We start from the raw sequence: 14313 nt of genomic DNA, 5'->3' as shown, positions 1-14313 counted from the left end.
TCACAGGAACGAGACAAGATGACCTGGTCGATCATCGCCCGTGATCCCTCAACCGGCCAACTCGGCATTGCGGTTGCGACTAGGTTTTTTGCGGTCGGCGCGCGGGTGCCGCATATCGCACCCGGCATTGGCGGCATCGCGACGCAGGCGCTGGTCAATCCCTATTACGGCATCGACGGCGTCAGGCTGCTGCGCGAAGGGCGCAGCCCGCGCGAGGTGGTGGACGCGCTGATTGCCGCCGACGACGGCCGCGAGAGCCGGCAACTGCATGTGATGGATATCGACGGGCGGATCGCTGCGCATACCGGAGCCGAATGCATCGACTGGTGCGGGCATATCCAGGGCGACGGTTTTTCTCTCGCCGGCAACATGCTGGCAGGCGCCGCCGTGCTCGACGACACCGCGAAGGCCTATGCCGCCAACGCTACCCTGCCCTTTGCACAGCGGCTGATCACGGCCTTGAAAGCCGGCGAGGCCGCCGGCGGCGACAAGCGCGGCAAGCAATCCGCGGCGCTATTGATCCATGGCGAGGAGGAATGGTCCGATCTCGACCTGCGCGTCGACGACCACGCCGATCCACTCACTGAGCTCGAGCGGCTGGAACAGGTGAGCCGCGAGCGCTGGGTGCATTTCCGTCCCTTCCTGCCGACGCGCAAGAACCCGGCCGGGATCACCGACCGCGCGGTCATTGACGCCAGCGTTCAAGCCGCGACGGCGGGCAAGGCATGACGGCGAGCCCGCTGATCGAAATCGAGGGCCTGCGCGTCGTCTTCCACGGCGACGATGGCCGCACCACGCACGCGGTGGACAGCGTCGATCTCAGCGTGGCCAATGGCGCGACGCTCGGTCTCGTCGGTGAATCCGGTTGCGGCAAGAGCGTGACTTCGCTCGCCATCATGGGACTTTTGTCGAAACATTCCGCCGAAGTTTCCGGCTCGATCCGCTTCGACGGCTTCGATCTGCTCGACGTTCCCGACGACACGCTGCGGGACCTCCGCGGCAACCGGCTCGCGATGATCTTTCAGGAGCCGATGACCTCGCTCAATCCGAGCTTTACCATCGGCGACCAGATCACCGAGACGATCCTGCGCCATCGCGGCGGCTCGCGCCGGCAGGCGCGCGAGCGCGCCATCGAGCTATTGCGCCGCGTCCACATTCCCTCGCCCGACAAACGAATCGACGAGTATCCGCACAAGCTCTCCGGCGGCATGCGCCAGCGCGTGATGATCGCGATGGCGCTGGCCTGCGACCCGCGCCTGCTGATCGCCGACGAGCCGACCACGGCGCTAGACGTCACCCTGCAGGCGCAAATCCTCGACCTTATGCGCGAGCTGAAAGCCGCAAGCGGCGCTGCGATCATCCTGATTACCCATGATCTCGGCGTGGTCGCCGAGGTCTGCGACGAGGTCGCGGTCATGTATGCCGGCGAGATCGTCGAGCGCGCACCGGTCGATGAGCTCTTTGCCAATCCGCAACATCCCTACACCGTCGGCCTGCTCGGCTCGATCCCACGACTCGGCCGCCGCACCGCACATCTCGCGACGATCGAGGGCATGGTGCCAAACATGGCGAACCCGCCCGCCGGCTGTCGCTTTGCCGCCCGCTGCCCCTTTGTCGTCGAGATCTGCACCGCTGCGCCGCCGCCGCTGGCGATGGTGAGCCATGGTCACGCCTCGCGCTGCATCCGGGCACCGCTGGAGCGACTGGTGTCATGACCGCCCTTCTCGAAGTCGAAGGCCTGGTGAAGCATTTCGTCGCCGCGCGTTCGGTGTTCGGCCGGCCCACCGCGTACGTGAAAGCGGTCGACGGCGTCAGCTTTACCGTCGAGGCCGGCAAGACGCTGGCGCTGGTCGGCGAATCCGGCTGCGGCAAATCCACCGTGAGCCGGTTGGTGCTGCGGCTGATCGAGCCGGATGCGGGTACTGTCCGCTTCGAAGGCCGGGACCTCGGCGCGCTCGGCACCAACGCGTTGCGTGCCTTCCGCCGCGATGCGCAGATCATTTTTCAGGATCCCTATGCGTCGCTCAACCCGCGCATGACGGTCAGCCAGATTCTAACCGAGCCGTTGGCGCTGCACGATCTGGTGCCGGCTCCACGCCGGCGCGAGCGGGTCGAGGAGCTGCTGCGGCTGGTCGGGCTCGAGCCACGCTTTGCCCGCCGCTATCCGCATGAATTTTCCGGCGGCCAGCGCCAGCGCATCGCGATTGCGCGGGCCTTAGCGGTAGAGCCGAAGCTGATCATCTGCGACGAGCCGGTATCCGCGCTCGACGTCTCGATCCGTTCGCAGATCCTCAATTTGTTGCGCGACCTGCAGGACCGGCTCGGCCTCGCCTATATCTTTGTCTCACACGATCTTGCGGTCGTGAAGCATATCGCTGACCGCGTCGCCGTGATGAATCTCGGCGGCATTGTCGAGACCGCGGACGCCGAGGCGCTGTTCGCCGCGCCCCGGCATCCCTACAGCCGCGCATTGTTGTCGGCCATTCCCGTGCCCAAGCCCCAGGCGAAGCGCAGCCGCATCGTGCTGGAGGGCGAGATGCCGAGCGCGCTCAATCCGCCCTCCGGCTGCCGCTTCCATACCCGCTGCCCCTACGTCATCGAGCGCTGCCGCGCCGAGGTCCCGGCGCTGCTCGCCGACGGCACAGGACATGCCACAGCGTGCCACCGCACGACTGAGCTGCCGGCAGCCGAGGCCATCATTCCCGCCGATGGCGGCTTTTCGCCGGTGCTGGAAAAATTGGTCGCCGCCTTCAGCGGTGGCACGGAAGGTGCAGGTCGCGCCGGGGTTGATGTATCAAGAACATGGCTGGCGTAATCGTGGACAAAGGGATGCAGCGATGAAGATTTTGCGTTTGGCAGTAACCGCGGCGGCTCTCCTGCTGTCGTTCGAGACATCTGTTCAGGCCCAGACGACGACGCTTCGGATCGGGCTCGCCGAAGATCCTGACATTCTCGACCCGACCATGGCCCGCACCTATGTCGGCCGCATCGTGTTCGCCTCGTTCTGCGATAAGCTGTTCGACATCGACGAAAAGCTCAACATCGTGCCGCAGCTCGCGCTGAGTCACGAGACGTCGGCCGACGGCAAGGAAGTCACCATCAAGCTCCGGCCCGGTGTCAAGTTTCACGACGGCGAGGCCTTCAACGCGGAGGCTGCAAAGTTTTCGCTGGAGCGCCATCTGACATTTCCGGGCTCGTTCCGAAAGCCCGAACTGGCAGCCGTCGATCATATCGACGTCGTCGATCCGCTCACCATCAAACTGGCATTGAAGGCCCCCTACTCGCCGCTGGTCGCGCAGCTCACCGATCGCGCCGGGATGATGGTGTCGCCCAAGGCAGCGAAAGAAGCCGGCGACAAGTTCGGGCTGCGCCCGGTCTGCGCCGGTCCTTACAAGTTCGTCGAACGCGTGCAGCAGGACCGCATGGTGTTCGAGAAATTCGCCGATTACTGGAACAAGGACAATATCCATATCGACCGCATCGTTTACCTGCCGCTGGTGGACGCAACCGTCCGCCTCGCCAACCTGAAATCCGGCGGCCTTGACCTGATCGAGCGGGTGCTCGCGACAGACCTCAAAGAGGTGCAGTCGGACTCGAAACTCAAACTGTCCAGCGCGATCGAGCTCGGTTATCAGGGCGTGACGTTGAACGTCGGCAAGGACAAGGCCAAGGGGCCGCTCAGCCAGTCCGCCAAGGTGCGACAGGCGCTCGACCTCTCGCTCGACCGCGATGCCATCAGCCAGGTGGTGTCCAACGGGGAGTTCAAACCCGGCAACCAATGGGTCAACCCCGACCATCCCTATTACCAGAAGGCCTTTCCAATACCGAAACGCGACGTCGCCAAAGCCAAGGCGCTGCTGAAGGAAGCGGGCGTCACGACGCCGGTCAGCGTGGACTTCATGGTTTCGAAAGGCGCGGAAACCGAAGCCGCGGCGCAAGTGATCCAGTCGATGGCGGCGGAGACCGGTTTCGACATGAAGCTCCGGGTCACCGAGTTCGCGACGTCATTGAAGCAGGCCGAGGCCGGAGAATATCAGGCCTATCTGCTGGCCTGGAGCGGGCGGATCGATCCGGACGGCAATTCCTACGTCTTCCAGAAGACCGACGCACCGCAGAACTATAGCGGCTGGTCCAACAAGGAGGCCGACAAGGCCCTCGATGACGGCCGCCTCGTCACCGATCAGGCGCAGCGCAAGGCGATCTATGAAAAGCTGGCGAAGATCGTGCTCGAAGAGAAGCCGCTCCTCTACATCTATCACCGCCGCATTCTGATCGCGCATACCATAAAGCTCGAGGGCTACAAGCAGATGCCGGACGGGCTGGTGCGCGTGGTCGGGCTGAAGCTGAAGTGAGCGCGATGAGCGGGCACACTCCCTTTGCTCCCTCTCCCCTTGCGGGGTCGAGACGAGCGAAGCTCGCTCTGAAAGGCTGGGGTGGGGGGTGCCACGAACACAGAATCCCGTTGGGTTACCCCTCTCCCTGTCCCTCCCCCGCAAGGGGGGAGGGAACCACGCGGCGACACCGCCTCCCTCGACTCGTTTCAAGCACGCGACGCACGCCATGCTGAACTTCCTCGTGCGGCGCATCGTGCAGCTCATCCCGACGCTGTTCTTCGTATCGGTGCTGATCTTCTCGCTGCAGCAACTGCTGCCGGGTGATCCGGCGCTGGTAATGGCGGGCGAGGAACGCGACCCTGACGTCATCGCGCAGATCCGCCAGCAGTACCGGCTCGATCAGCCGGTGCCGGTGCAATATGTCTACTGGGTCAAGGGCGTGCTATCGGGCGATTTCGGCGAGTCGCTGCGCAACAAGGTGCCGGTGCGTGAACTGATAGCGCAGAAACTTCCCGTAACGATGCAACTGGCGTCGATGGCGATCATCATCGCTTTCCTGATCGGCATTCCCGCCGGCATCGTCTCGGCGGTAAAGAAGGGCACGGCCTGGGACTATGGCGCCAATTTCTTTGCGCTGTGGGGCATCTCGACGCCGAATTTCTGGCTCGGCATCATGCTGATCTTCCTGTTCTCGATAGAGCTCGGCTGGCTGCCAGCATCGGGCTATGTGCCGCCGACCGAGAATTTTCGCGCCAGCATTGCCTCGACCATCATGCCCGCTTTCGTGCTGGGCAATGCGATTGCCGCGATCCTGATGCGGCATACCCGCAGCGCCATGCTGCAGGTGCTGGAAAGCGACTACGTCCGCACCGCCCGCGCCAAGGGCCTTTCCGAGCGTTCCGTCATTCTCAAGCACGCCATGCGCAACGCGCTGACGCCCATCATCACCCTCGGTGCGCTCGAGCTGGGTACGCTGCTGTCGGGCGCGGTGCTGACCGAGCAGATTTTCTCGATTCCGGGTTTCGGCAAGCTGATCGTCGATGCGGTGTTCAACCGCGATTATGCGGTCGTGCAAGGCGTCGTGCTGACGACGGCGACGATCTACATCACGCTCAATCTCATTGCAGACATCGCCTATGTCCTCGTCAACCCGCGGCTGAGGGCGTAGGCCATGGCCGACACCACCCTCAGCGCGTTACCGATTGCGGCCTCCGACGAACTGGAGAGCCCGGCGCGGCGCGCGCTACGCCGGCTGTTCAAGCGCAAGGGCGCGGTGGCGGGCCTTGTCGTGATCGCAACCTTCGTCCTGCTCGCGCTGTTTGCGCCGCTGATCTCGCCTTATGAACCGATCGCGACAAGCTGGTCGCTGGTGCGCAAGCCGCCTTCCGCACTGCACTGGTTCGGGACCGACGAGCTCGGCCGCGACATTCTTGCGCGCGTAATCTACGGCGCGCGGGCGTCGCTGCTAGCCGGCGCCATCTCGGTCGGGATAGCGCTTTCGATCGGCGTCCCGCTCGGCCTGTTGTCGGGTTATCGCGGCGGCTTCATCGATGCCCTGATCAGCCGCATTACCGACGCAATGCTGGCCTGCCCATTCCTGATCCTCGCGATTGCACTGGCCGCATTCTTAGGCCCCAGCCTCGGCAACGCCATGATCGCGATCGGCATCTCGGCGACGCCGATCTTCGTGCGGCTGACCCGCGGCCAGGTGATGAGTGTCAAGGTCGAGGATTATGTCGAGGCCGCGCGCGCCATGGGCAATCCGCGCTGGCGTATCGCGCTGTTTCACATCCTGCCCAACATCATGCCGGCGCTATTGGTGCAGGCGACGCTGTCGATCGCCGCCGCGATTATCGCGGAAGCCGCGCTGTCCTTTCTCGGCCTTGGCCAGCAGCCCCCGGCCCCATCGTGGGGCAGCATGCTCAACGTCGCACAACGCTTCCTCACCAATGCGCCGTGGATGGCGATCTGGCCGGGGCTGGCGATCTTCCTCGTGGTGCTGTCGTTCAACCTGGTCGGCGACGGCCTGCGCGACGCGCTGGACCCGAGAGAACGGTGAGTGGCGAACCCTCATGGTGAGGAGGCGCATAGCGCCGTCTCGAACCATGAGGCCCCACTGTGGCCTCATCCTTCGAGACGCGCGAAGAGGCGCTCCTCAGGATGAGGGTTAGATTACCACCTCCCGCATCACCCTCCGGCAATCCATCTCATACTCAAGATCGATCACCGGCGGCCGCGCGAAATGCCAGGTCAGGCCGGAACGCGCCGCACCACGGCGAACAAGCGCATCGGCAAAGACGTGGTGGAAGTCGTGGATGGTGTAGGTCTGCACATCAGTCGCATCCTTCCAGCCGAACCCGAACTCGTCCATGCGGCGCTCCATCACGCCGGCAACATAGCGAACCTTCTCCGCAATGCCCTCGGGGCTGACGTCGCGGTAGCGCACCGTACGTTCGGCGTAGCTCGCATTGCCTTCCTGCGACTCGCCGCTGCCTGCGATCACGAAACTCGGCGTCGCACCCTGGCTCAGGCGCGTAAACGAAAAGGCGTAGAACGACGGCTCGGCCGGCGGATCGATCTCCGGACAGACATTGCTGCGCGCCACCGGATTGGTGTTGCCGTCATAGACGCCCCACTCTGCCAGCGTCTTGACGTAGTGCAGGTTGAAATTGCGGAATCCTTCATCGGTGAACGCCGCGGGCGATCGCAATTCGCAGGCGCAGAACGATGTCAGCGGCCTTCCCGCCGCCTGAATGTATTTTGCGATCTGCGCAAAACCTTCGGCCAGCGGTACCCATTTGTCGAACCGCACCCGCTCGATCTCATAGTCAGGGTTGGCGGCCACCCCGCCGGAGTACTGAAACACGGCCGGGATGAAGCGGTAATTGCCCGCGGGAAAGTCGCTCGTCATGTTGGCTCCCCTGTTTCTTCTTTCCTAGCATGGAGAGCCGAAGGCGTCGCCGGGCTGCACGACGCGCCGCCGCAAAAAAACGACGGCAGCGATGTCCGCTGCCGTCGCCTACAATTTCATCGCACGAGAAGCTCAGGTCGGCTTGAGCCCCGACCTTCCGAGATCGAAATCGGAGATCTCCTTGGTCCGCTGCGAGCCGGCCTTGGCCTGGTGGTCGGTGGCCATCCAGACATAGACCGCCGGCAGCACGAACAACGTGAACAGCGTGCCGATCGACATGCCCGCGACCACGACGAGGCCGATCGAGAAGCGACTCGCCGCACCTGCACCGGTTGCGGTCAGAAGCGGGATCAGACCGGTGACCATCGCCGCCGTCGTCATCAGGATCGGACGCAGCCGGATGCGGGCCGCCATCTCGATCGCCGAGCGCTTGTCGAGACCTTCCTTGAGCTGCAATTCGTTGGCGAACTCGACCATCAGAATGCCGTGCTTGGTGATGAGGCCGACCAGCGTCAATAGTCCGACCTGGGTGTAGATGTTGATGGTCGCCACGCCGAAGAACAGCGGAATCAACGCACCGACGATCGCCATGGGCACGCTGATCATGATCACCAGCGGATCCCGCAAGCTCTCGAACTGCGCCGCCAGCACCAGGAAGATGATGATCAGCGCGAAGCCGAAGGTGATCGCGAGCTGGTTGCCTTCCTGCACATATTGGCGAGAATCAGCCAGATAGTCATGGCCGAACCCGGCAGGCAGCTTTTTGGCCTCGCCCTCCAGGAAGTCCACGGCCTGCCCGACCGTCACGCCCGGCATCGGCACCGCCGAGAAGGTCGCGGAGTTGAGCTGGTTGTAATGCGTGAGCGAATTCGGATCGGTACCGGTCTCGATCGACACGATGGTCGAAAGCGGCACAAGCTGCCCGGTGTTGGTCGGGACGTAGTAGCCCCCGAGCGATTCCGGCGACAGCCGCTTGTCCCGCGACACCTGCGGGATGACCTGATACGAACGTCCCTCGAGATTGAAGCGATTGACGTAATTGCCGCCCAGCAGCGTCTGCAGGGTGGCGCCGACCTGCGACATGTTGATGCCGAGATCACTCGCCTTGGAACGGTCGATGGAGACGCGCACCACCGGCTGGTTGAACTCGAGGTCGCTGTCGGACACGATGAACAGCCCGCTCTTGCGCGCGGCGTCCTTCAGCTTCGCCATCTCGTCATAAACGGCCTGGAAGCCGGCGGTGGAATTGACCACCATCTGTATCGGCAGCCCGCCGGGCCCGCCCGGGAGCGGCGGCAGGTTGAACGCGAACGCCTGGACGCCCTCGATCTTTGAGAGCTCCGCTTGCACCAGCGGCTTCAGTTGGATCGAGGAACGCTCACGCTCGTCCCACGGCTTGAGCAGCATGCCGGCAATGCCGCCCTGCGGGCCGGTGATGCCGTTCAGGACGAAGCGGAGGTCGGTTTCCGGAAACTTGGCGAACGTCTTGTCGAGCTTGTCGCCGTAGAAATCGACATAGTCGATGTTGGCGTATTTCGGCGCCTTGGTTACCGAGAACACGATGCCCTGGTCCTCTTCGGGCGCAAGCTCCTTTGAAGTGTTCATATAGAGGAAGCCGACCAGACCGAGCATCGTCAGCGCGAACAGCCCGGTGATCGGACGATAGTCGAGCGAGCGATCGAGCTGACGTCCATACCAGCGCGTCATCGCGCCGAACACCCTGTTGACCAGCCTGGAGAATCGCCCCTCGTCCGCGCTCTTCAGGAGGACCGAGCACATCATCGGCGACAGCGTCAGCGCGATCACGCCGGACACGATCACGGAACCCGCGAGCGTGAAGGCGAATTCGCGGAACAGCGAACCAGTCAAGCCACCGAGGAAGCCGATCGGAGCATACACCGCCGCCAGCGTGATCGTCATCGAGATCACGGGGCCGACGATTTCGCGCGCGCCCTGCAGCGACGCCTGTACCGGAGTTTTTCCCTCTTCCAGATGTCGATGGATGTTCTCGACCACCACGATGGCGTCGTCGACCACGAGCCCGATCGCCAGCACCATCGCCAGCAACGTCAGAAGATTGAAGCTGAAGCCCATCATCAGCATCAGGCTGCAGACGCCGATCAACGACAGCGGAATCGTGACCACGGGAATGATGACCGAGCGGAATGAGGCCAGGAACAGGAAGATCACGACCACGACGATCAGCACGGCTTCGATCAGCGTGTTCTTCACCTCGTCGATTGATGACTGAATGAACTTGGTGGAATCGTAGGCCACCTTCATCTTCATCGATGGCGGCAGGTTGCGCTCCAGTTCCGGAAACAGCGCGCGCACGCCCTTGACCAGCGTCAGCGGATTGCCTTGCGGGGTCGCCTGCACGCCGATGAAGATCGCGCGCTCGCCGCTGAATGCGACGCTCGCGTCCGTGCTTTGGGCGGCAAGTTCGACGGTCGCGATATCCTCGACCCGCACGAAGCCGCCGTCCTTGGATTTGACGATCATCTTCTTGAACTGATCGAGGTTCCGCAGGTCGGTGTTGGTCTGGACGTTCGAGACGATAAAATAGCCCTTGGACTGACCGGCCGCGGCCTGGAAGTTGTTGGCGGCGATCGCCGCGGAAACGTCGCTCGGCGATACGCCGCGCCCCGCCATTCGTATCGGATCGAGCCACAGCCGCATCGCGAACGTTTGTCCGCCAAGAATGTCAGCGGATGCAACGCCGTCGACCGTCGACAGCACCGGCTGCACCACGCGTGTCAGATAGTCTGAAATGGCTGACCCCGAGAGTTCTTCGCTGGAGAAGCCCAGATACATCACGGCCGTGGTTTGGCCGGTCGTCTTGGTTATGACCGGGTCGTTCGATTCCTTCGGGATCAGGTATTTGACCGAGTTCACCTTGGCGAGAACTTCGGTCAGCGCCTGGTTCGGGTCGAAATTCAGCTTGATGTAGACCTGGATCGTGCTGGTGCCCTGCACGGACGACGAGGTGATGTAGTCGACGCCCTCGGCGGAGGCGACCGCCTGCTCGATCGGCGTAGTGATGAAGCCCTGAATGAGGTTAGCCGACGCGCCCGGATAAGAAGTGGTGATATTGACCACCGTGTTCGACAACTTCGGATATTGCCGGATCGGCAAGACGCTGGCGGCCCTGAGACCGATCAGGAGGATCAGCAGACTGACGACGACCGACAGGACCGGACGCTTGATGAAAATATCGGTTAAGGCCATCGCAGATTTATCCCGGTGAGTTCAGCAGTTTTGGGCGCGGTCTCGTCTCGAGGACCGCTGCCCGTCTTTCGCCAACGCGGCCCCTCAGGATCGCGCTCATCTGTTGTCAGTAGCGCGGTGGCTTCGCCGGAATCGGCGGTGTCGGATCGGTCGAGATCGTCACGGCGGATCCCGATTGCAGCTTGAGCTGCCCCACCGCCACGACGCGGTCGCCGTCCTTCAAGCCCTTCAGGATTTCAGCCCGTCCTTCGAGGCGCTTGCCGGTCTGCACGAAGGTCCGCGTCACCGTGAGGCTGGTCTTGCCGTCCTCTTCCTTCTTCTCGCCGAGGAGGAAGACCGAGTCGCCATAGAGCGTGTAGTCAACCGCGGTTTCGGGCACGGTGACCACAGGCGGCTTGTCCGGCAGCACCACGGTGGTGGTCACGAACATGCCGGGCTTGAGGATACGGTCCGGATTCTGGATCGTCGCCTGCACGCGAATGTTGCGCGTTTCGGCCGCGATCTGCGGCTCGATGGTGGTGATCTTGCCCTCGAAGGTACGGCCCGGATAGGCATCGACCGCGATACGAACGATCTGGCCGACCTTGAGCTGGCCGGAATCCTTTTCCGTCACGGTGAAGTTCGCATACAGCGCCGACAGATCGGTCAAGGAGACGATCTGCGTGCCGGCGGTCAGATATTGTCCGACTTCGACCCTGCGAACGCCGAGTTCGCCATCGAACGGCGCCCGCACCAGCTTCTGCGAGATGATCGCCTCGGTTTTGGCAATGCCGGCGCTGGCCTGGTCGAACGCCGCTTGCGCGGTGTCCACCGTCGCCTGCGGCCCGACCTGACGCTCGGCCAGTTGCTTGGCGCGATCCAGCGATATCTGCGCCACCCGCTGCTGCGCCTTATAGTTCGCGAGGTCGCCCTGCTCCGGACCGTCGAACAACTGCACCAGCGGCGTACCTGCCTTCACGCTTGCACCAGCGGTAAACTGGATGTCGGTGATGCGGCCGTTGACGTCGGAAGTGACGTTGACCTGATGCACGGCGGCGAGATCGCCGACCGCGGTCAGGAGGTTCGGAATGGTCTCGGACTTCGCCGTGGCAACGTTGACGCTCACCGGCGGCGGCTTGTTGTTCGCGAAGAACTGCGCAATCATCTTGCCGCGGAAGTAGTTGAACCAGACGAGGCCGCCGACCAGCAAGGCCAGCAACAATCCCACGACGATGAACCATCGCACCATCCGGACCGGCCGCTTGTGCGGCTTATCGACAATCGGCTTGCCCGATATCTTGTGTTCAGTCACGATATTCATGTCATGCACTTTCTGCAGTTACCGATTGTCCCGAAGTCGGTGACAGCTCGCAGTCCAAATGAGAAGCAATTGCGGCTTCGGTAAGTCCAATGCCGCGCAGGATGAATTGACAAAGTTGCCGCTGCAGATCGGCGGCGTTGCCGTAGGAAAGACAGGGCACGGCCGGAAGCCGCGTGAGCGCCGCCATCAGCACGGTGTGGTGCGCGAACCAGAACAGGTTGAGCGGGTCGCTGCCGATCCGCACCGCATCGCCAACCGCGACAGCGCGTTCGATCGATGCGGAGAACACCGGCCCGATCAGGCCGCCGATCTTGTCGTAGAGCAGCCGCGCGAACTCGCCGTCGTCGAGATGGCTCGTCGTCATCAGCCGCAGCCGTTGCGCTTCCTCCGGATCCGATCCGTCGGACACCTCGACGAAATGGCCAACCATGCCCTTGACCAGTTCGACCAGTGTGGCAGTTGAAGGCTCCTGGCCGAGCAGGTGCGCGAAATCCGGATCGGCCTCGCACTCCTCGGTGAGAATTTCGGCGTAGAGCGCGGCCTTGGAGGGGAAGTGCTTGAACAATAGCCCTTCCGAAATGGCTGCGGCCGCCGCCACGCTCTTGGTCGTGGTGCCGGCAAAGCCGTTGCGGGCAAAGCATCGCTTGGCGGCGCTCAAGATTAATTGCCGCCGCAAGTCACTGGTCATGCGCAGGGTAGACATGGGGGCGTGAGTAATCACTCACCTTGATGGAGTCAAGTATCTATTGCAGCGCACCAAGCGAATTGTGTCGCGGGGTGACGTCAAAGACACAGCTTCATCGCTTTGTTTGAACATGACTTTTCCTGGAATCCGGCGCTCACCTTTCCGGCTTATCCTGGATCGGCTGCAACCCCAACGCGCCGCGGATGGTTCGGAGCTGGAAGGTGCGCTCTGGCTTGACGCCCCGGGAATGGCATCTAAGATAGTTGCAGTTGCGACTAATTTGATGGTCGCCTGCTTAATTTTCCCAAAGAGTGTGCCGGGCCATGAATTTGGATGCGCGCGAACTGGCGGCCACCTTCGACCTCGAAAAGCTGACGCCGGAGTTCTACGCCGACCCCTACCCGACCTATCGCGCGCTGCGCGAGACCGAGCCGGTCAAGCGGCTGCCGAACGGGTCGTATTTTCTGACCCGCTACGACGATCTGGTTGCAGCCTACAAGAACACCAAGGCCTTCTCTTCGGACAAGAAGAAGGAGTTCTCGCCGAAGTACGGTAATTCCCTGCTCTACGAGCACCACACCACAAGCCTCGTGTTCAACGATCCTCCCGCCCACACCCGCGTGCGGCGGCTGATCATGGGCGCGCTCTCGCCGCGCGCGATCGCCGGCATGGAGCCCGATCTGATCCGGCTGGTCGACCGCCTGCTCGACGCCATCGCCGCCAAGGGCAAGGTAGACCTGATCGACGATTTCGCCGCCGCGATCCCGATCGAGGTGATCGGCAATCTGCTCGATGTCCCCGAGGGCGAGCGCGAGCCCTTGCGCGACTGGTCGCTGGCTATCCTCGGTGCGCTGGAGCCGGTGATCGGCCCGGACGCCTTCGCCCGTGGCAACAAGGCGGTGGAGGATTTCCTGTCCTACCTCGAAGGGCTGGTGGCACGGCGACGGTCCAAGCCCGGCAATCCCGACCGCGACGTGCTGACGCGGCTCATTCAGGGCGAAGACAATGGCGAACGGCTGACCGAAAAGGAGCTGCTGCACAACTGCATCTTCCTGCTCAATGCCGGCCACGAGACCACCACCAACCTGATCGGCAACGGCCTGGTGGCGTTGTCGAACCACGCCAGCGAGAAACGCCGGTTGATTGAGAATCCTGCGCTGATCAAGACCGCGGTCGAGGAAATGCTGCGGTTCGAGAGCTCCAACCAGCTCGGCAACCGCATGACCGTCGAGCCGTTTGAACTCGGCGGCATCGCGATGCCCCCTGGCACGCCGGTGACGCTGTGCATCGGCGCCGCCAACCGCGATCCCGCGCAGTTCGCCGATCCCGAGCGTTTCGATATCGGCCGTACGCCGAACCGGCATCTGGCCTTCGGCACCGGCGCGCATCAATGCGCCGGCATGGCGCTGGCGCGGCTCGAGGGCGCGATCGCGATCTCTCATTTCCTCGCGCGCTTTCCGGATTATGCACTCGACGGCGCACCGGTACGCGGCGGCCGCGTGCGCTTCCGCGGATACTTGAGCGTGCCTTGCACGGTCAGCTAGCGCCGTAGGCGAATTGCATCAGTCCTGCGTCGCAAAATCGCAATGTAAGCCACAGACCCCAGGCGAACGATTTCTGCGGTCGCGCGTTGACACCTCCGGGCGACCAAGCACGAGGGAGTTGAGACCATGCTTCCGCGCGTCGCCCGCGTTGCAACGCTTTTTCTTGGTGTCTCCGCGATCACGCTGAGCACCGGCTCATCCGCCCAAGTGGGAAGAGGTCACGGTCCAGGGGGCGTGGCTGCGCCGGCAGCACCACCTGCCATGTCCCGTCCAGCGGGACCACCGCCGGCGATGGCCCGCCCAGCGGCACC

The 14313-nt window shown here is 63.2% G+C and carries 11 protein-coding genes; 7 read left to right on the top strand and 4 right to left on the bottom strand.

Features of this window, described 5'->3' with window-relative positions; translation table 11 throughout:
* Nucleotides 1–18 precede the first annotated feature (18 nt).
* The 6 genes from CP49_RS31505 to CP49_RS31480 all read left to right on the top strand — a co-directional run bounded on the left by CP49_RS31505 (nucleotide 19) and on the right by CP49_RS31480 (nucleotide 6393).
* Entirely contained in the window at nucleotides 19–729 is a 711-nt protein-coding gene (locus CP49_RS31505; RefSeq protein WP_057854024.1) for a DUF1028 domain-containing protein, read from the top strand.
* Nucleotides 726–1715 carry an ABC transporter ATP-binding protein gene (locus tag CP49_RS31500; protein ID WP_057854023.1) on the top strand — a complete coding sequence of 330 codons (990 nt, stop codon included), beginning with the start codon at nucleotides 726–728 and terminating at the stop codon, nucleotides 1713–1715. Before CP49_RS31505 ends, CP49_RS31500 begins: the two co-directional genes overlap by 4 nt.
* Nucleotides 1712–2815 carry an ABC transporter ATP-binding protein gene (locus tag CP49_RS31495; RefSeq protein WP_057854022.1) on the top strand — a complete coding sequence of 368 codons (1104 nt, stop codon included), beginning with the start codon at nucleotides 1712–1714 and terminating at the stop codon, nucleotides 2813–2815. The genes CP49_RS31500 and CP49_RS31495 overlap by 4 nt, the downstream gene beginning before the upstream one ends.
* Nucleotides 2816–2837: 22 nt before the next feature.
* Nucleotides 2838–4352, top strand: coding sequence for an ABC transporter substrate-binding protein (locus CP49_RS31490; protein WP_057854021.1), 1515 nt, complete (start codon nucleotides 2838–2840; stop codon nucleotides 4350–4352).
* A 208-nt stretch (nucleotides 4353–4560) separates the two neighbouring features.
* Nucleotides 4561–5502 carry an ABC transporter permease gene (locus tag CP49_RS31485; RefSeq protein ID WP_057854020.1) on the top strand — a complete coding sequence of 314 codons (942 nt, stop codon included), beginning with the start codon at nucleotides 4561–4563 and terminating at the stop codon, nucleotides 5500–5502.
* Between the two features lie 3 nt (nucleotides 5503–5505).
* Entirely contained in the window at nucleotides 5506–6393 is an 888-nt protein-coding gene (locus tag CP49_RS31480; RefSeq protein ID WP_057854019.1) for an ABC transporter permease, read from the top strand.
* Nucleotides 6394–6501: 108 nt separating this feature from the next.
* Here CP49_RS31480 and cnbZ read toward each other — a convergent pair whose 3' ends face one another.
* The 4 genes from cnbZ to CP49_RS31460 all read right to left on the bottom strand — a co-directional run bounded on the left by cnbZ (nucleotide 6502) and on the right by CP49_RS31460 (nucleotide 12476).
* Complete coding sequence (cnbZ, locus tag CP49_RS31475) at nucleotides 6502–7245, bottom strand: 2-amino-5-chloromuconate deaminase CnbZ (RefSeq protein ID WP_057854018.1); 744 nt, start codon at nucleotides 7243–7245, stop codon at nucleotides 6502–6504.
* A gap of 132 nt (nucleotides 7246–7377) precedes the next feature.
* Nucleotides 7378–10473: a MexW/MexI family multidrug efflux RND transporter permease subunit gene (locus tag CP49_RS31470; RefSeq protein WP_057854017.1), complete on the bottom strand. Its 3096-nt coding sequence runs from the start codon at nucleotides 10471–10473 to the stop codon at nucleotides 7378–7380.
* A 106-nt stretch (nucleotides 10474–10579) separates the two neighbouring features.
* Nucleotides 10580–11773, bottom strand: coding sequence for an efflux RND transporter periplasmic adaptor subunit (locus tag CP49_RS31465; protein ID WP_057854016.1), 1194 nt, complete (start codon nucleotides 11771–11773; stop codon nucleotides 10580–10582).
* 1 nt (nucleotide 11774) lies between these two features.
* Entirely contained in the window at nucleotides 11775–12476 is a 702-nt protein-coding gene (locus CP49_RS31460; protein ID WP_057854015.1) for a TetR/AcrR family transcriptional regulator, read from the bottom strand.
* Between the two features lie 305 nt (nucleotides 12477–12781).
* Here CP49_RS31460 and CP49_RS31455 point away from each other — a divergent pair, with 305 nt between their 5' ends.
* Nucleotides 12782–14002 carry a cytochrome P450 gene (locus CP49_RS31455; protein ID WP_057854014.1) on the top strand — a complete coding sequence of 407 codons (1221 nt, stop codon included), beginning with the start codon at nucleotides 12782–12784 and terminating at the stop codon, nucleotides 14000–14002.
* Nucleotides 14003–14313: the final 311 nt, after the last annotated feature.

The sequence above is a fragment of the Bradyrhizobium valentinum genome (assembly GCF_001440405.1).
GTDB classification, from domain to species: Bacteria; Pseudomonadota; Alphaproteobacteria; order Rhizobiales; family Xanthobacteraceae; genus Bradyrhizobium; species Bradyrhizobium valentinum.
Note: the sequence above shows the minus strand (reverse complement) of the source record. Positions and strands in the feature narration are given on the sequence as shown.